Here is a 17,735-nt window from a genome sequence, read left to right on the forward strand (position 1 = left end):
TGCCTTTTTAAAACAAACAAAAATGAATTCAATAAAAAATATTTTCAACAAAAAGAAACATGATTTGTTATCTATCTTTTTTACTGCGGGGTTTCCAAATTTACACGATACAACAAAAATTATAACTGAGCTAGACACGTATGGTGCAGACTTTATTGAAGTAGGATTGCCGTACTCTGATCCGTTAGCTGACGGACCTACGATTCAGCATAGTAGTTCGGTGGCCTTAAAAAACGGAATGAATCTCGATGTGGTCTTTGAACAGTTAAAAGCTATTAAACAGAATATCAGAACACCGCTGGTTTTAATGGGGTATGTAAATCAGATTATTAAATACGGAGAAGAGTCTTTTTGTAAAAGAGTTATAGATAGCGGTATTGATACCATCATCATTCCTGATTTACCCATGATAGAATACGAAAACAGGTATCAAATGGTATTTGAGAAACATGGAATTACAAATGTGTTTTTAATTACACCACATACTTCCGAAGAACGTATTAGAAAGATAGACAGCTTAACGAATAGCTTTATTTATGTGGTTGCATCTGCATCCATAACAGGCGCTAAAGGTGAGATATCAAAGGAACAAATTGATTATTTTAATCGAATAAAAGCAATGAAGTTAGAAAGTACATTAATTGCTGGGTTTGGAATTTCGGACTATCAAACTTTTACCGCTGCCTGTGAACATGTACATGGAGCTATTATAGGTTCGGCTTTTATTAAAGAGTTAGAAAAAAGTGGAATAGATGGCATAAAGACTTTTATTCATTCAATTAAACCAGTTGATCAGGAGTAATACCATTTATCATTTTCTTTTACAGTAAATTCAAACAATAACTGGTATAATATGATTTATAATTTCAAGGATGGTATAAAAAGTATTGATGTACGCTGTCGGCTTTATAGTCTATTAGTACCAAAAAACACCAAATTCCGTTTAATCATTTAGTAGATTTGTTAAATTGTTAAATTTTTTAAAAAAATTGCGTACTCAATTAACAAATAGGTAACTTAGTTCTATAAAATTCAACATATGCGTACAAAAAGAATTATTGCTCTGATAGCGTTATTAATGAGTGCTTTTATATTCGGACAAACAACATTTATTCGTGAACCAAAAATTAGTCCAGATGGATCTCAAATGGCTTTTAGTTATCAAGGTGATATTTGGGTGTACAAATTTTTGAATAAAGAGGTGAGGAGATTAACAATCCACCAAGCTTATGAAAGTAATCCTGTATGGAAATTTGATGGTTCAGAATTGGCTTTCTCATCGAATAGAAAAGGAAATAAAAATGTTTTTACCATACCTGTTTCAGGTGGTATACCACATCAATTAACCTATTATCCAACATCAAATATTCCTACAAGCTGGAATAATGAATCAATTATATTCACAACCAATAGAGTCTATAAAGGACCAGAATGGGACCCTCAAATATATACTGTCAATGAAAATGGCGGAACTCCTCAGCGTTTATTAACGGCATACGGTAGTATGGCTTCAATTTCGCCGAATGGAAAGTTGGTCGCTTTTGTTAAGGGAGCATGTCGAATTTCAAGAGAAGATTATAATGGATCGGCACAAAAAGATATTTGGATATACAATACCCAAACTAAAAAATATCATCAAATAACAACAAGTAGTAAAAATGATCATTCACCTGCTTGGGATACTTATGGAAATCTATATTATATAGGGGCAGAAAGTGGTAGATACAATATCTATAAACAAGCAATATCAGAAGACGGGAAAAATAGTGGTCCGCAAAAACAGCTTACAAAACACAAAATTGATGGAGTTCGTTATTTTTCGGTAAGTGATACTAGCGATATCGTGTATGCGTCAGGGATAGATACCTATTTGCTAAAGGAAAATACTAGTAAAAAACTAACACTGGAAATTGCAGTAGATCAACGTTTTGATGTTGAAGAAACCAAAAAAATAACCACAGATATTAGAAATTATGCGATCTCACCAGATGGGAAACGCATAGCTTTGGAAATACATGGAGAAATCTTTGTAAAACAAAATGATAAAGAAAAAAAACGATCTAATAATATAAGTAAACAAGCATCTAGAGATAAACAACCACAATGGATTGATGATAAAACAGTGTGTTTTATTTCTGATAGAGATGGTCAATTTGAAATATATAGCGCAACATCGGTAGATACCTTAGTAGGTTTGGACAGAAGTTTGAAAATTGAACTAACCCAATTAACCCATAGTAAAAATGATATTGATAATATTAATGTTTCTCCCGACAGAAAAAAAATAGCTTATCAAATAGGTCGAGGTGTTTTAATGATAGCAGATATAAAGGAGGGTCGTATAGAAAACCCTCAAGTGTATGCTGATTCTTGGTCTGCAGCCGATGAATTGTCTTGGAGTCCAGATAGTCAGTATATTGCTTACGCTCAGGAAGATTTAAATTTCGATAGCGAGATTTATATTCAATCAGTAGCAGACAAATCGAAAAAAATGAATGTGAGCATGCACCCGAGAAGTGATACCAATCCAGTATGGAGTGGAGATGGGAAAAAATTAAGCTTCTTATCAAATCGTAGCGGAATCAATTCGGATGTTTGGATGGTATGGTTACAAAAAGAAGATTGGGAAAAGACAAAAACAGATCACGAAGAAGGTGCATACTATAACCAAAAAGAAGAGAAAAAAGAGACTAAGAAAGAAAGGAAAAAGGGAAAGAAAAGTAATGTTGTTGTTAGCATAGATGAAGACAAAATATACGATCGTTTGGTACAAGTAACGTCGTTATCAGATGATGAATATGGAGTGATATTTAGTCCCGATAGTAAATTCATTTATTTTTCTACAAGCAATACAGGAAAACCAAAAAGAAGCTTGTATAAAGTAAAATGGGATGGAAGTGATCCTAAAGAAATAAAAGGAATGTCACGAGCTAATAATTTTTCTGAAGCTCAAGGGAAGATTTATTTTACAGCATCAGGTAGATTAAAAGAGCTAAAAACAAAATCTGATAAAATTAGTGATCTGCCGCATTCCGCAGAGTATGTGATAAACCGCAACGAACAAAGAGAACAGGTGTTTGATGAAGGAGTTAGAGCACTAACAGCTGGTTTTTACGATCCAGAATTTCATGGGTATAATTGGGAGAAATTAGTCAAAAAATATAAACCATGGGCTCTAGCTGCGTCGACGCAACAAGATTTCTCATACATGTTTAATGTGCTTTTGGGGCAACTTAACGCTAGCCACATGGGGTATCGATCAGGAACCCCTGAAATGGTACAAAGTGATGACGTCGGATTATTAGGACTTGAAGTTTCAAATAGTAAGCTCGGGTTGAGAGTTGATTATATATTGCCAAATTCAGTGGCAGATAAATCAAAAAGTAAATTAGAAGTAGGAGATGTTATCGTGGCAGTGAACAATCAAAAGATTAAAAAGAATACTAATTTTTATAGTCTTTTAAAAAATAGTATAAATAAAGAGCTGTTGTTAACACTTGATAGCTCGAAAGAAATAGTTTTTAGGCCACAAAGGTCATTGAAAAAATTACAATATGAAGAATGGGTAAACTCGCGGAAAAATCTAGTAGAAAAATTTTCAAACGGACAATTAGGGTATATACATATTCAGGGTATGAACATGCCTAGCTTTGAGCGTTTTGAGCGTGAATTAAAGGCAAGTGGGTATGGTAAAAAAGGTATTGTTATTGATGTGCGATATAATGGAGGAGGTTGGACCACCGATAGACTGATGGCTGTGTTAAACGTGAAACAACATGCGTATACAATTCCAAGAGGCGCCACCAATAGTTTAAAGAATCATCAACAGTTTAAAGGATATTATCCTTTTAATGAACGCGCAATTTTATCTGTCAATACAAAACCTGTAGTTGCTTTGTGTAATGAATATAGTTACTCAAATGCAGAAATATTTTCGCATGCATTTAAAAATTTGGGACTCGGAAAATTGGTGGGGCAACCTACTTTTGGAGCCGTGATTTCAACAGGAGGAAGAAGACTGCAAAATGGTTTTATAAGGATGCCTTTTAGGGCTTGGTATGTTAAAGACTCAGGAAAAAATATGGAAAACGAAGCACCAGCTACTCCAGATTATTTGGTGAAAAATGAACCCGGTTGGAAAAACAAAAAAGAAGATGCCCAATTAAAAAAGGCAGTTGATATATTATTAGAAGAAATACGATAACTGTATTTACTCACCATAGAAAACGAGAATTTATGATTCTCGTTTTTTTGTATAGTGGCTGTAGTGCTATTTCAGATGTTAATTTTCCTACCATAATTATTGATGGTAAATGCTGATTTATACCAGTTATTTTTCGAAAAGTTGAGTTATGTTTTTAAACGCTTTGAATTCAAGCGCATTGTTCTCTGGGTCTAAAAAGAATAGGGTTGCTTGTTCTCCAACTTCCCCTTCAAACCTAATATGCGGTTCAATAATGAAGTTTATATTTTTCTGTTGTAAGTTGTTGGATAATTTAATCCATTTGTCCCAGTCTAATACTACACCGAAATGAGGAACGGGCACACTATGTCCGTCTACAGCATTATGAATTGGTTTAATTGTCGCAGGATCGTTAGGTTTTTGATGAATTACCAATTGATGACCAAAGAAATTCAAATCAACCCATTTTTCGGAGCTTCGACCTTCTGTACATTCTAGTATTTCCGTATAAAACTTTCTGCAGAGATTAAGATCTTTTACGGGTATTGCGAGATGAAAAGGATTCATAATTGTTAATTTTTATTTTACGTTAGTATGTTGTCTTTGTATATTTTTCTAGTAGGTAATAGAATTCCAAGAGCTAATATTCCAAACTCAAATAACATCAAAAATAGTAAATTGTTCAGAGTTTTTCTTTGCTTTATAATGAAAATAAGTATGCCCCAACTCGTTGCGTCTACAAGTAGAGTATTGCGTTTTTAGCAATGTCTCTTCCTTTCTAATCCGATTTGCAGATACATATTTCGTATATAAGTATTAAATTATTTTAAGTTAGTTTAAGGCATAAAACTTTAGCATAACCAAGCTATGGTTACGTTTTATAACGTAAAAACAGCTACAAAAGAAATAATAGATATGCGAAATATGTATTTGTAAATCGTATAACTTACAGATCGACTTTTAAATTACTTCAACTATGACTTATATGGTTTGGGATATCAATGATAATAAAGTCTTGTAATTGTTAATAAAATTGGCATCTTAAAGATTGCATGCTAGGAGATAAGAAAGATAGAAGACCCTTTATCCTTAAACGAAGGGTATAGCTTCTTTTTCTATTTTGTATAAAAAATCATCATTTTGTTTTAGAGTAATTTCAAATCATAATGGTATAAGAAATGAAACCTTCTTTTTTTTTATGCCTATTTTTGTCTTATGGAACAGATAGCAGAAAAAGACTTATTGCAGAAATTAAAAACTAATTTTGGGTATGATAGTTTTCGATTAGAACAACGAGAAATTATTGAAAACTTACTTAGAAAGAACGATACTTTAGTAATAATGCCAACTGGTGGAGGTAAATCTATATGTTATCAACTACCCGCGTTATTATTTGAAGGAATTACTTTAGTGATTTCTCCATTAATAGCTTTGATGAAAGATCAAGTGGATAGTTTAAAAGCGAACGGTATACCTGCTACTTTTTATAATAGTAGTCAATCTGCAGAAGAACAGGCAAAGGTTTTCGATCAGATAGCAACTAAAAGTATTAAACTGTTATATGTGGCTCCTGAAAGCTTATCTCTATTACAAAATATACTCAATCAGTCTTATGTGAGTTGCATCGCTATTGATGAAGCACATTGTATTTCTGCATGGGGTCATGATTTTAGACCATCTTATAAACAACTAGCTTTTTTAAAAAAATCACTTCCAGAAGTGCCGATTGTAGCGTTAACAGCTACTGCTGATAAGGCAACTCAAAAAGATATAGTAGAGCAGTTAGCGATACCGCATGCTACTAGCTTTATTAGCTCTTTTAACAGAGAAAATATCTCCTTAGAAGTAAGACCAGCGAATGAACGAGTAAAGCAAATTATCAAGTTTATTGATAAAAGACCCAATGAAGCGGGTATAATTTATTGCTTAAGTAGAAAAGCAACCGAACAATTAGCAAGTAAATTACAACAAAACAATATAAATGCGAAAGCGTATCACGCCGGACTATCTTTTGAAGAAAGAAGTCAAACACAAGAAGCGTTTATTAAAGATGATTGTGATGTGGTATGTGCCACGATAGCGTTTGGAATGGGGATTGACAAATCAAATGTTCGTTGGGTAATTCATTATAATATGCCCAAAAATATAGAAGGATATTATCAGGAAATAGGACGATCTGGGCGTGACGGGTTGCCTGCTAAGGCACTGTTATTCCATAGTTATGCAGACGTGATTCAATTACGCCAGTTTATTGAAAAAACTGGAAATAAAGAAGTTCAAGAAGCCAAGTTAGAACGGATGAAACAGTTTGCGGAAGCCACTGTTTGTAGACGAAAAATATTACTGAGTTACTTTGGCGAATTAATTGAAGAAAATTGTGGCAATTGTGATGTTTGCAAAAATCCACCGCAATTTTTCGAAGGTACAGTAATTGCTCAGAAAGTGTTATCCGCTATTTATAGACTAGACGGAAAGGAAGCTATGGGAACAGTGATTGATGTGTTAAGAGGAGCCAAAAATGTCAGAGTACTTGATAAAAATTACCAAAACTTAAAAACCTATGGGGTGGGAAGCGATATTTCGTGGAGAGACTGGCAACATTATATGATTCAATTGGTAAATCAAGGTTATTGTCAAATAGCCTTTCATTTAAATAATGCGTTGCAACTAACAGATTTCTCTAATAAGGTACTTTTTAAAGGTGAAAAGGTACTGTTAACTGCACCTGTCGAGGTCAAAAAAGAAGAGAAAAAGGTAGCTGAAAAGACCAAGAAAAAATCAACCCAAGATTCTTTGTTTGAACGATTGAGGAAATTGCGATACCAAATAGCTAAAGAAGAAAATATTGCTGCCTATTTGGTGTTCAATGATGCTACGTTAAGAGAAATAGAAAAACTTAGACCAGAAACTGACGAAGAGTTTTTGGCGATTAGTGGAGTAGGGAAGAGAAAACTAGAGGTATATGGAGGGGAGTTTATGGAAGAAATCAGAACCTTTTTAAAAGAAAAAAAGAGGCATAAGAAAGATACTACCCTAGAAACCTATAAATTGTATAAAGAGGGATTTTCGATTGAAGAAATTGCAGATCATCGTGGGTTAAAAAGCACAACTATTTTTTCGCATGTGTCCAAGCTGTACCTGGAAGGAAAAGACGTCAGTTTAGATGAGTTCATTACACCTGATGTGTTAAAACTTATCGCAAACGCCAAAAAAGTATTGAAAAATGAAACAACCTTAAAACCCTATTTTGAATTTTTAGGAGAAAAAATTCCGTATGAACAAATCCGAATTGGATTGACTATTCTTCAAAAGAAAAACCTATAGTATTTAACTTTCAGAAACTTTTGAAAGTTTAAAAAATATATCGTATATTTGTCCTATGAAATTAGAAGACGCTAAAATAAAATATATTCATACTTGGGGTAGTTTGGCTACTAGTTGGGGAATCAATAAGACAATGGCACAAGTGCACGCGCTCTTATTAAGCTCAGTAAAACCACTATCGGCAGATGAAATTATGGAGGCATTAAAAATTTCGAGAGGCAATGTGAATATGAATGTACGTGCGCTTATTGATTGGGGAATTGTACGTAAGGAATTTGTTATAGGAGAAAGAAAGGAGTTTTTTGTTGCTGACAAAGATATCTGGGAATTGTTCAAGCAAGTAACTAAGGAGCGAAAGAAAAGGGAGATTGAACCTGTACTTAAGGTATTAGAAGAATTAGAAAATGAAGTTGATGACCCATCTGAAGAGGCTGAGGTATTTAAAAAATTAATGAGTGATTTATCTTCTGTGACAAATACTGTAAATGGAATTTTAGACAAAGCAATTAAGGCAGATGAGCATTGGTTGTTATCGAATATCACTAAAATGATGAAGAAGTAAAAAAATTTGAAACTAAACTTTCAAAAATTATTGAAAATACTGGAAGTTTTATTAACTAATTAATTATGATACAGCTAACATATAGTACTTATCTCATTCTGTCTACTTTGGTAGTTTTATACGTAGGAAAAGAATGTTATCAAAACGGAAAGATATACATACTGAGTTATTTTTCAGAAAACAGCAATATAGGTAATGCAATTAACAATTCATTATTAGTGGCTTATTATTGTTTGAATATTGGTTTGTCTGTATGGAGTCTGAAATCAATTGAAAAGATTCAGACAATAGAGGCTTCTCTAGTTGAGGTTTGCCATAGGTTTAGCAATATCTTATTGATAGTTGGTTGTTTACACTTTGTTAATATTTATTTAATTCATTTAATTCACAAACATTTAAAAAAGTAACATTATGAATGGAAATTTAGAATTGATCGCGTATTTAATTTATTTACCAATTAGTATTGGTTTAACAACATTTGTATCTGAGCATTTGTTTAAAAATAGCAAGATTTTTATGCTTGATATTTTTAATCAGAAAGAAGAAATTGCATTTGCTACTAATAAACTTTTTAAGATTGGCTTTTATCTGCTGAACCTTGGGTTTGCGTTGAGAATAATTGAAATATATAGCATAGCTAGTTACAAAGATTTGATAGAAGTTTTAAGTGCAAAAATTGGTGGGTTTTCAATTTACTTAGGGGTGGTAATGATATTTTTTATCATCTTTTTTCTGAAAGGAAGGAGAGCTAGTAAAATAGAGTACCATAGAAAGCAAAAACAAAATATAGCCATATAAATAGTCATTGCCAAAGGAAATGGATAGTAGGGAAATTTGCGTATACATTAGTTATAAAAGAAAAAGAAAATTACGGTTGTATTAGAAAACCTAAATTAAATAAGGAAGACGTTCATTGATTTAGGAAGAATGTGTAAGTGTACAATGGTCTTAGATGAATTTTGAGATAGGTACTGTTATTATTTGTCTAGGGTGAATACCTATCAAAATAGAAAATATGAGTATAATGAAAAGATAGTGTACTTTACTTAAAAATTGATATTAAATAGTAGCAACATTAAAAATCATGCATGATGGTTATCCGATTTCCTTTGGTGATTACTAAGTTCTTTGTTAGAATATAATACCAGTAATTGTTTGAATTTATTACGGTAAATTCAAATGGTATTAAATGTCGCTGTTAATTGAAATTGTAAAGATCAGTATAGTAACTGATTATTAAAAAAGAGGGGTATAAACTACAGTCATGGTCGGAAGATTTTTCTTCCGACTTTTTTTTGTTTTATAGAGTATAAAACATTGGTTTAATCATTTGGTTGTCAAGGTGTTATCTTGTTTTTGTGATGTAATTCTCGTGTATTAATACCTGATAATCAATCTATTATGTCAGTATTTAAAGATCACAAAATTTCAGTAAGTCAATTATTAAGCGTTATTCCAGAGGCACTATTATCCAAATTATCGATAACTACCAAAGTCGATTATTATGCAAAGGTTCTTCATGGAAAAAAAATGTTTTATTTGCTACTCTATGGTATTTTAGAGAATGAAAAGCTAAGTCAGCGTACTTTAGAAGATACTTTTAATGATTTTCTGTTTAAAACGCTTTTTGATTTAGACAAATCCGAAACTATAAGACGAAGTTCTATCTCAGAAAGGTTATCTAAAATCGATTCTGATTACTTCCGTCAAATATACCAATGTGTTTACCAGCAATTTCACGATGCCTACCCTAACAAGGATAAGGAAAAACATCATTTAATACATGTAGATAGTTCTATGGTTAGTGAGGCTTCTGTCAAACTATTAAAAGGTATTGATCATAAAAATGGGAAGAAATCTGTTAAATACAGTATGGCTTTTGATGGTTTATTACCTTGTCATTCAGAGGTGTTTACCAAGGCGAAGTATGCTAGTGAAGATATGGCTTTACCCAAGGCTATACGCAATCATGTAAAGCAAGAAACACATCATCAAAACATCTATGTTATTGATAGAGGGCTTCAGTCTACAAGAACAATGAACTCATTTACTAATGAGGCTGTTACTATTATTGTTAGAGCAAAAGAAAACCGAAAACATGTAGAACTACAATCTTTAGTTAAGCAAGCTCAAGATTTAGATTTAGGAGAATTAACCCTTGTCAAAGATAGTAAAGTACAACTTTACACAGGAAAACCAATCCATAACAAAAAAGGAAATGTACATTATAGAGAAGAATTAATAGAAACTCCTTTTCGTTTAATTGTAGCGAAAACAAAAACAGAAGCCCCAAAGGACTTTTGGTTTATTACCAATGATTTTGATTTATCGGCTAAACAAATAGCACAAGCCTATCGAAGACGATGGGATATTGAGGTGTTTTTTCGTTTTATAAAATAAGAACTCAATGTAAGTCATCTGGTCTCATTGAATAAAAATGGAATAGAAGTTATGCTATATATGACTCTAATCGTAGCCATGTTAATTTTAATCTATAAAAAAGCAAACCAAATAGGTTATAAAACTGCTAAAAGAAGATTTAAAATGGAACTCAGAAATTTAGCTATAGCTATGATTGTTGTAGACTGTGAAGGAAATTTAGACCATTTTGAAACTTAAAAAAAATGGCCGGAATTTCTTCCGACCATGACTGTAGTTTATACCCCTCTTTTTTAGATGTATATTTTAAAATATCGAGCACTATTTTTATATGATTTTTGATCTGGAATTATCCGTTAATTTCGCCTCATGGATTAAAATACTTCATATGAACTACGTCTATTACTCATTTAGACCTACCTAACCTATTTATGGTCAATGCCGAGCTATTAGTAAACGCAAGTACCAGTTAATGATTGCAAACTTTTATCTAACAACCAATATAACTTGCGGCATTCCTATGCAATAGGAATTGAATAAAAGTTTAAAAAAAAGTAAAGTATTCTTATAATGTTTTGACTATAATAACACCGTTCGCACCTCTGGAACCATATTGAGCTGATTCCGGACCTTTAAGAACCGTTATAGATTTTATAGTAGAAGGAACAATATCGCCGAAGACAGATTGATCCACAGCTGTATTATTCACAACAAATAACGGAGTGGTACTTCCATTTACACTATTAAATCCTCGTATATTGATATTATTACCAGGACTTATATTGACACCTGGAACTTTTCCTCGCAAGTAATCATAGATATTCCTGTATTGAATGGTACTGATTGTTTTTTTCATTCCTGTACTCTCTAGGTATAAATCATTTCTTTCTTTAATTATTATAGTGATGTTTTTTTTACCATTGTAGGTAACTTTTTGAATCCCGATACCTGGGTAAAAAGCACTTATTTCTTTTGGTGCTTTTGCTACTTTGGTTTTGAATACCCCTTTGGAATTAGTCCATCTTTTTTGCTTCACATTGTCAAAAAGAATAATTGCTTTGGGAATAGGTTTGTTGTCAGAACCCTTGACTAATATTGAAATTTTTAGGTCTTCTGTAGCCTGTGCTTGCGAAATGCTGATATTAAAAGTAAATGTTAAAAGAACTAGTAGTAAGAAGTACTTTTTCATAATAATAATGGTTTTAGTAAGTTACTAAGATACAAAATAATTATTTCTTGTTATCTGTATGGCTGTGCAACACCTTAGTAAAGTTGTTTCTTTCTGAGTAATACCAGTTATTGTTTGAATTTTCTTTTACACAAATAGATGATGCTGTTTTTATGTTTGCCCAGCATGGGCATCTTTATTTTATCGCAAGATAAAATATTAATCTAGAGGGTGCAAGTCCCTTAAGGGTTGGGGTAACGCCCATAACCATTAGCAAGTCGCAAGGGTGGAATCCGTGAGGATTTATCTGAAGGAAGCGAGATTGCAAAACTCGGTACTGACGAACAGGAATCGTATACAGAGGCTAGTATCAATTATCTTTCAAATGACGTATTAAATTGGTATTACTATTTGATAAGGTAGTACATCATACTAACGTCCAGAAGAAAGGGTATTACCATAAAGTAAAGTTCTGATATAATGAACCGCCGTATACGAGATCCGTATGTATGGTGGTGTGAGAGGCGCACTCTCTTCTTTAACGAGGGGAGCCGTCTACTCGATTACCACACGTTTTTATTCCTTCATCCAATCCATCAGTTTTCTTGAATCAACAATAGACCAACTGTGTGGATGTCTTTCTCCATTAGCTCGATATCCTTTGTTTTCTGTTTCAATTAATTCAAATTGATTCCAGTTTTTGGCTTTTAAGTCTTTTGCAATTTTCTCTATTGAATAAGCATTGGTGCTTTCAAAGTCAGTTTGTCTATTTTCTCTCCACCATAGACTGTCGGGTTCTGTATAAAACCTTAACTTGGTGTTTTTCAAATTAGAGACACTCGTATATTTATTCACCAAAGTAAATGGTGAAACCTTTTGTATGTTTTCTAATAGCGAATTTTTGCTAAAATTTTCTTCAAAATAGTTAATAATCCACTCTGGTTCGGCAAGTCTTTCTTCATCGAAATTCGGGTTTTTAGTATCTTTGATAGAGCTTTCATAAAGTGCATAAAGGTCTATTGGCGAATCAACTATAAAAACTCCAATTGGTGCAATAATGGATTTCTTTTTTGTTAAATAGTCAGATAAGGTAAGAGCTACATTTCCACCAATCGACATTCCGCCAATGTACACATTTGCAGTTTTGAGGTCGTTTTCAGTAAAGATGGTTTCAAGTTCTTTTGATAATTGTTTAGTAGTCGTTTCATCAACCCATAGATGTCGATTAAAATTCATAAACAGAATAGAAACGTTATTGGCAGTTACTGTTGTAATTATGTCAAATTCTTCTTTTGTTTCTTTTGCAGACGAAGCTCCGCCCGGGAAAAGAATTAAAGTTGCCTTTGAATCTTTTGCCTTATATAACTCATAATTCTCGTGAACGATCGGTTCAATGGGATATAATTGATTGGTTAATTCAGTTATTACGGTGTTTAGTACATCTTTAATAATCTTCATCTTACCATTTCGCTCTAATACACAAACGGAGATTGAAGCATCCAATTGCGGTAAATGAAATACTTGGGTTCCCCAAAAACCGCCGTGACCTAAACTTTGTAACCCCTTTATGGTTGCATCTGCAACACCAAGCCTGTATGTTTTTGGTATTCCGTCTGTTGTTTTTATATCGGTTTTGATTAGAGTAAAAACGTCCTTGTCCTGAATAATTCTTTCATTGAATAGATGATATGAAAATTGGGCTAATTCTTTCATATTTGTTGCAATTCCGCCTCCACCATATAAGTCCCAAGAAATATCGTGGTCGTAAGAATCCCAATCGAAATTTAATTTATGTTCACCCCAATTTTCTTCCTTCCAGTATTGGTGTATAAGTTTTTTTGTTTGCTTGGGTTTTTCTTCCAAGGTTGGAAACCAAGTATTGGTTAGGCCTAAATCGTCATATTTAAGCAACTCTCTAATCGATGTGTAAAAAGGTTTTTGCGTTTTTTGTTCTATGATTTCTGTGGCAAGTAAATAGTTGACATCTGCATATTTGAAAGCTTCTTGTGGTTTAGCTAAAGGGTCGCCAACATTTACAGCAACTTGTAATTGCTCATCTCTCGTCCATCTATGTTTTTGGTTTTTATTGATAAATTCAAAGTAATCGGTATTTACATAATCGGCAATTCCGCTGGTATGCGACAATAAATGTTTGATTTTAATTTGATTGATATCGTAACCATCGTTTTTAAAAAGTTCGGCAGTTTTTAAAGATAAATGCTGTCCAATCGGGTCTTCAATATTTAATTTTCCTTCTTCTTGTAATCTTAATATTGCAGCTGAAACATACGTCTTGACATTACTAGCGATTAATGCAGGTTGGTCTGGCCATAACTTTGCTTTAGTATCTTTATTTGAGTAGCCTGCACTTCCGCTCCAAGATATTCCGTTTTTTGGCGATTCGATATGTGCTATGATTCCTATCGATTGTGGATTTGCTTTATATATTGAATCGATAATCTTTTGAAATTGTTGAACTTCAATTTTGGGGCTTCCTTCAGCAATCGTTTTTGTTTCTTTAGGATTTTTACAACTAAAGAATAGAAAGCCAATTAGAAAATATAATAACTGCTTGTTGTTAACTTTTATCATAAGTAAATAATTAGCGGTAATTCTGGTCTTAAATCAAAATGTTTTTTCTGGATATTATTATCAAAATATAATTCCATTAAATGTTCAGAGCCATTTTTGATTTCAACATTTTCAATACTATTTACAGCTTTAATGGTTTCGGTTTTTAAATCTAAATCAGTTGATGTAATAATAATATTTGTAATCTTTTTTGCTCCGTTTGGATGTTTGAAAAACGCCTTCCAATAATCATCTTCGGCAGGAAAGTTCTCCAGTTCAGATAATGATTCAAATGTTCCTGATTCAATCTCGGGATAAACAATAAAAATTGAAGGCTCTTTTAGGTATGTTTTTGAATTTTTAGCTGAATATATATTCGCATCTTGCTCCATCCAGTCTTGATGGTAACTTATAGTTTCAAATGGAATTTTTCCTATATTGTAATCTTTTACTTTAAGAGCTATGCTAAAAGGGGAAGCTTCATTATTTTCAAAGTTGGCTCTTTCCGAAAAATCTAAATTTTTATTGATTTCATTGTTCTTATCAAATTCTTCTTGATCAAAAACAAAAATCAATTCGAGATAACTGTTTAAAAAACGGAAATACCTGCCTGATGTTCCTTGTCCTTTATGAATTTCAGAAAGTGAGTCGGGTACGGAAGTGAATCCAATATCAATTAATTTTTCTTTTGCTTTTTTAGGATTTTCAATCCAAATATTGAAATGGTCGACCTTTAAATCAAACGAGATATATTCAACACTTTCATTAGTGTTAACATTGATTTTTCTCTCCTCTTTGCAAGAGTAAATTCCCAAAATTAAAGCTAAAATTATTATGTGATTTCTTATGTTCATTCAAATGTGTGGTAACGTTTGTGTAATAACAGTGCCGTGAAATGCGGCTGGAACTTAGCGCGCAAAGGCAGGCATTGGTTTTACATATTGTATGTGCCCAGCATGGGCATCTTTATTTTATCGCAAGATAAAATATTAATCTAGAGGGTGCAAGTCCCTTATGGGTTGGGGTAACGCCCATAACCATTAGCAAGTCGCAAGGGTGGAATCCGTGATGATTTACCTGAAGGAAACGAGACGACAAAACTCGGTACTGACGAACAGAAATCGTATACAGAGGCTACTACCAATTTAACTTTCTAATGACGCATTAAATTGTTTCTTTTTCTCCATCTTTTTGTTAAAATAGTTGACCATAACTAAGGCTATGCTAAACTATTTTGCCTTAATCTTGAAAAGATTAACTCAATTTAATTTTACGTTATCAAAAAATTAAATTGGTAGTAGTATTTGGATAAGGTAGCACATCACTAACGTCCACAAGAAAGGGTATTATTAGTAGATACGGCAGGAGTTGAGGGAAAGAAGATGCCATTACCTGGGGAGGTCTCCAAAGTCACGTGTGACTCTATGGAGAAGTCAGCAGAAGTCATAGTACTTACAGCAAATGAGCTTTGATAAAAACAAAGAGGTCTCAGAAGTTATACCACTTCTGATGTTAATTTATTCACTAAAACTTTTATAGTAAATGCCGATCTATCGGAAAAACACAAGCATGACTGGAAGGAAACGGTTGTGTAATTTTACCTAAGAATCGGTATAAGGAAGGACGGAACGTATATTTCCTTGAAATTCGCATAGGACCATCTTGTGTAGTCTATGCTTACATTAAAGGATAACGTTAAAGGTGAAAAGAGCTTTAATGTGATGATATGCGAACCGCCGTATACGAGAACCGTATGTACGGTGGTGTGAGAGGCGCACTCTCTTCTTTAACGAGGAGGGTCGTTTACTCGATTGGGATTTCGTTATTCTAATATTAGTTTCATTAATTTTTCTGTATTGTTTTCTTTTTGCATTTGTTTTGCAATCTGCTCTGCATTCTTTTTGTAATTTTCATTACTTAATAAGTCTAAAATAGGTGTTTCAAAATTACTTTTATTCAATTTTTTTATTGACACTCCCTTTTTACCCACTTTCAATTTATGGATTATGGTATTCCAATAGAATTGGTCAATGAAGTGCGGAATGATTAAACTTGCACATCCATATTTTAACGCTAAATGTGTAGTTCCTGAACCTCCGTGATGAATAACGGCATACATTTTAGGGAAAATCCAGTCGTATGGAATGGTGTTTACAAAATAAATATGCTCAGAATACTTTTCTGGTTTTATCAACCCTCCCCAAGAAGTGTTGATTATTGCAGGTATTTTATGTTTAGATAATACACTAAGTATTGCTTCTGTTTTTTGAGTAGGATTTGTATTTGAAATACTCCCAAAAGTGATAAAAACAATTTTGTCATATTTTTTAATAAATTGTTCTAAATCTTTATCAGCTTCCCAACTATTAGTTTTTTTTCGTTCAAAATACCCTACAACATTTGCATTATTTTTCCAGTCTTTTGGTTGTGGAAAGAGAGTAGGTGAGATAGTATAAAATGATTTTGCTTTATTCAGTAATCTTTCTCGAATCCGTAGTGGATTTATTGTTTTTCCAATTAATTCTTTGTGATATCTTTTTGTAGTAAAATAAGTGGCTAAGGATAATGCCACATTTTGAAATGAATAACTTAATCTATTTATAAATTCACCATAATTTCCGCCACCTCCAAACCCAATGATAGAATGATTATTAACTTTATGAAGAAAACAAGGGAAAGGGTGTACTAAAATTCCTTTATTAGGATTTATAAACTCCCACATTATTGGATAAACACATTTTTGATTGTAAAAAATATAGTCAGGTTGTTCTTTATCAATGATTTCTTTTTGTTTGAAAGTAACTTCTTTATTAATTCTAATTGACTTTTTTGCGAGTATAAAAAGTGTTTTTAATCTTTTAAGAACTGAACCGCTTCTACTTGTTATTATTTTTGATTGCTCGCCTGCAAGTAAAACAGCTATAAATTCTTCAGTAAAGCCATAAAAATTATTATTTCCCACAAGTTCTCTAAACTGCTCTGGAAAGACATAAACAACGTTCCATTTTTTTTCTTTAAGTATTTCTCCTAAAGCTAAAAAAGGTTCAACATCTCCCCGACTGCCCAAAGAAAATAGTACTGCTTTCATATTTTTTTCTCTTACTAAATCTTAGTATTGGTTTTTAATGAATGCCAACGTTCCGTGTACGGTGACGTAGCATCCCGCAGGGTGCTATGCACTATAAACATTGTGTGTGCCCAGCATGGGCATCTTTATTTTATCGCAAGATAAAATATTAATCTAGAGGGTGCAAGTCCCTTATGGGTTGGGGTAACGCCCATAACCATTAGCAAGTCGCAAGGATGGAATCCGTGAGGGTTTACCTGAAGGAAGCGAGACTGTAAAACTCGGTACTGACGAACAGGAATCGTATACAGAGGCTACTACCAATTTAACTTTCTAATGACGCATTAAATTGTTTCTTTTTCTCCATCTTTTTGTTAAAATAGTTGACCATAACTAAGGCTATGCTAAACTATTTTGCCTTAATCTTGAAAAAAATAACTCAATTTAATTTTACGTTATCAAAAAATTAAATTGGTAGTAG

At 32.8% G+C, this 17,735-nt stretch carries 13 protein-coding genes; 8 read left to right on the forward strand and 5 right to left on the reverse strand.

Annotation, left to right across the window (positions count from 1 at the left end):
* Nucleotides 1-22: 22 nt before the first annotated feature.
* Together trpA and AC2TDS_RS17070 are read left to right on the forward strand one after the other, a co-directional pair.
* Nucleotides 23-802 carry a tryptophan synthase subunit alpha gene (gene trpA, locus AC2TDS_RS17065; RefSeq protein WP_484736780.1) on the forward strand — a complete coding sequence of 260 codons (780 nt, stop codon included), beginning with the start codon at nucleotides 23-25 and terminating at the stop codon, nucleotides 800-802.
* A 237-nt stretch (nucleotides 803-1,039) separates the two neighbouring features.
* Complete coding sequence (locus AC2TDS_RS17070; protein ID WP_484736781.1) at nucleotides 1,040-4,204, forward strand: S41 family peptidase; 3,165 nt, start codon at nucleotides 1,040-1,042, stop codon at nucleotides 4,202-4,204.
* Between the two features lie 126 nt (nucleotides 4,205-4,330).
* Here AC2TDS_RS17070 and AC2TDS_RS17075 read toward each other — a convergent pair whose 3' ends face one another.
* On the reverse strand, nucleotides 4,331-4,750 hold the full coding sequence (locus AC2TDS_RS17075; protein WP_484736782.1) for a VOC family protein: 420 nt from the start codon (nucleotides 4,748-4,750) through the stop codon (nucleotides 4,331-4,333).
* 648 nt (nucleotides 4,751-5,398) lie between these two features.
* Here AC2TDS_RS17075 and recQ point away from each other — a divergent pair.
* The 6 genes from recQ to AC2TDS_RS17105 all read left to right on the forward strand — a co-directional run bounded on the left by recQ (nucleotide 5,399) and on the right by AC2TDS_RS17105 (nucleotide 10,688).
* On the forward strand, nucleotides 5,399-7,507 hold the full coding sequence (gene recQ, locus AC2TDS_RS17080) for a DNA helicase RecQ (protein WP_484736783.1): 2,109 nt from the start codon (nucleotides 5,399-5,401) through the stop codon (nucleotides 7,505-7,507).
* Between the two features lie 55 nt (nucleotides 7,508-7,562).
* Nucleotides 7,563-8,069 (forward strand): GbsR/MarR family transcriptional regulator, encoded by a 507-nt coding sequence (locus AC2TDS_RS17085; RefSeq protein WP_484736784.1) that lies wholly within the window; start codon nucleotides 7,563-7,565, stop codon nucleotides 8,067-8,069.
* Between the two features lie 65 nt (nucleotides 8,070-8,134).
* Nucleotides 8,135-8,476 (forward strand): hypothetical protein, encoded by a 342-nt coding sequence (locus AC2TDS_RS17090; protein ID WP_484736785.1) that lies wholly within the window; start codon nucleotides 8,135-8,137, stop codon nucleotides 8,474-8,476.
* 4 nt (nucleotides 8,477-8,480) lie between these two features.
* The gene (locus tag AC2TDS_RS17095; protein WP_484736786.1) at nucleotides 8,481-8,867 is read left to right on the forward strand and encodes a hypothetical protein; all 387 of its coding nucleotides are present in this window, start codon (nucleotides 8,481-8,483) and stop codon (nucleotides 8,865-8,867) included.
* A gap of 603 nt (nucleotides 8,868-9,470) precedes the next feature.
* Nucleotides 9,471-10,469 carry a transposase gene (locus tag AC2TDS_RS17100; RefSeq protein ID WP_484736787.1) on the forward strand — a complete coding sequence of 333 codons (999 nt, stop codon included), beginning with the start codon at nucleotides 9,471-9,473 and terminating at the stop codon, nucleotides 10,467-10,469.
* A gap of 60 nt (nucleotides 10,470-10,529) precedes the next feature.
* Nucleotides 10,530-10,688, forward strand: a complete 159-nt coding sequence (locus AC2TDS_RS17105) for a hypothetical protein (protein ID WP_484736788.1) — start codon at nucleotides 10,530-10,532, stop codon at nucleotides 10,686-10,688.
* Nucleotides 10,689-11,013: 325 nt separating this feature from the next.
* Here the strand turns inward: AC2TDS_RS17105 and AC2TDS_RS17110 are convergent, their stop codons facing one another.
* From AC2TDS_RS17110 to AC2TDS_RS17125, 4 genes are all read right to left on the reverse strand, one after another.
* Nucleotides 11,014-11,637, reverse strand: coding sequence for a TonB-dependent receptor plug domain-containing protein (locus tag AC2TDS_RS17110; protein WP_484736789.1), 624 nt, complete (start codon nucleotides 11,635-11,637; stop codon nucleotides 11,014-11,016).
* A 555-nt stretch (nucleotides 11,638-12,192) separates the two neighbouring features.
* A complete protein-coding gene (locus tag AC2TDS_RS17115) occupies nucleotides 12,193-14,208 on the reverse strand; it encodes a serine hydrolase domain-containing protein (protein ID WP_484736790.1) in 2,016 nt (671 codons plus the stop codon).
* The gene (locus tag AC2TDS_RS17120; RefSeq protein ID WP_484736791.1) at nucleotides 14,205-15,041 is read right to left on the reverse strand and encodes a hypothetical protein; all 837 of its coding nucleotides are present in this window, start codon (nucleotides 15,039-15,041) and stop codon (nucleotides 14,205-14,207) included. The genes AC2TDS_RS17115 and AC2TDS_RS17120 overlap by 4 nt, the downstream gene beginning before the upstream one ends.
* A gap of 968 nt (nucleotides 15,042-16,009) precedes the next feature.
* Nucleotides 16,010-17,275, reverse strand: a complete 1,266-nt coding sequence (locus tag AC2TDS_RS17125) for a glycosyltransferase (RefSeq protein ID WP_484736792.1) — start codon at nucleotides 17,273-17,275, stop codon at nucleotides 16,010-16,012.
* Nucleotides 17,276-17,735: the final 460 nt, after the last annotated feature.

Source organism: Tenacibaculum profundicola (genome assembly GCF_057220795.1).

Bases quoted from the DNA above. Each gene is read 5' to 3' on its own strand.
- trpA (WP_484736780.1), top strand. From the start codon at position 23: ATGAATTCAATAAAAAATATTTTCAACAAAAAGAAACATGATTTGTTA.
- AC2TDS_RS17070 (WP_484736781.1), top strand. From the start codon at position 1,040: ATGCGTACAAAAAGAATTATTGCTCTGATAGCGTTATTAATGAGTGCT.
- AC2TDS_RS17075 (WP_484736782.1), bottom strand. From the start codon at position 4,750: ATGAATCCTTTTCATCTCGCAATACCCGTAAAAGATCTTAATCTCTGC.
- recQ (WP_484736783.1), top strand. From the start codon at position 5,399: ATGGAACAGATAGCAGAAAAAGACTTATTGCAGAAATTAAAAACTAAT.
- AC2TDS_RS17085 (WP_484736784.1), top strand. From the start codon at position 7,563: ATGAAATTAGAAGACGCTAAAATAAAATATATTCATACTTGGGGTAGT.
- AC2TDS_RS17090 (WP_484736785.1), top strand. From the start codon at position 8,135: ATGATACAGCTAACATATAGTACTTATCTCATTCTGTCTACTTTGGTA.
- AC2TDS_RS17095 (WP_484736786.1), top strand. From the start codon at position 8,481: ATGAATGGAAATTTAGAATTGATCGCGTATTTAATTTATTTACCAATT.
- AC2TDS_RS17100 (WP_484736787.1), top strand. From the start codon at position 9,471: ATGTCAGTATTTAAAGATCACAAAATTTCAGTAAGTCAATTATTAAGC.
- AC2TDS_RS17105 (WP_484736788.1), top strand. From the start codon at position 10,530: ATGACTCTAATCGTAGCCATGTTAATTTTAATCTATAAAAAAGCAAAC.
- AC2TDS_RS17110 (WP_484736789.1), bottom strand. From the start codon at position 11,637: ATGAAAAAGTACTTCTTACTACTAGTTCTTTTAACATTTACTTTTAAT.
- AC2TDS_RS17115 (WP_484736790.1), bottom strand. From the start codon at position 14,208: ATGATAAAAGTTAACAACAAGCAGTTATTATATTTTCTAATTGGCTTT.
- AC2TDS_RS17120 (WP_484736791.1), bottom strand. From the start codon at position 15,041: ATGAACATAAGAAATCACATAATAATTTTAGCTTTAATTTTGGGAATT.
- AC2TDS_RS17125 (WP_484736792.1), bottom strand. From the start codon at position 17,275: ATGAAAGCAGTACTATTTTCTTTGGGCAGTCGGGGAGATGTTGAACCT.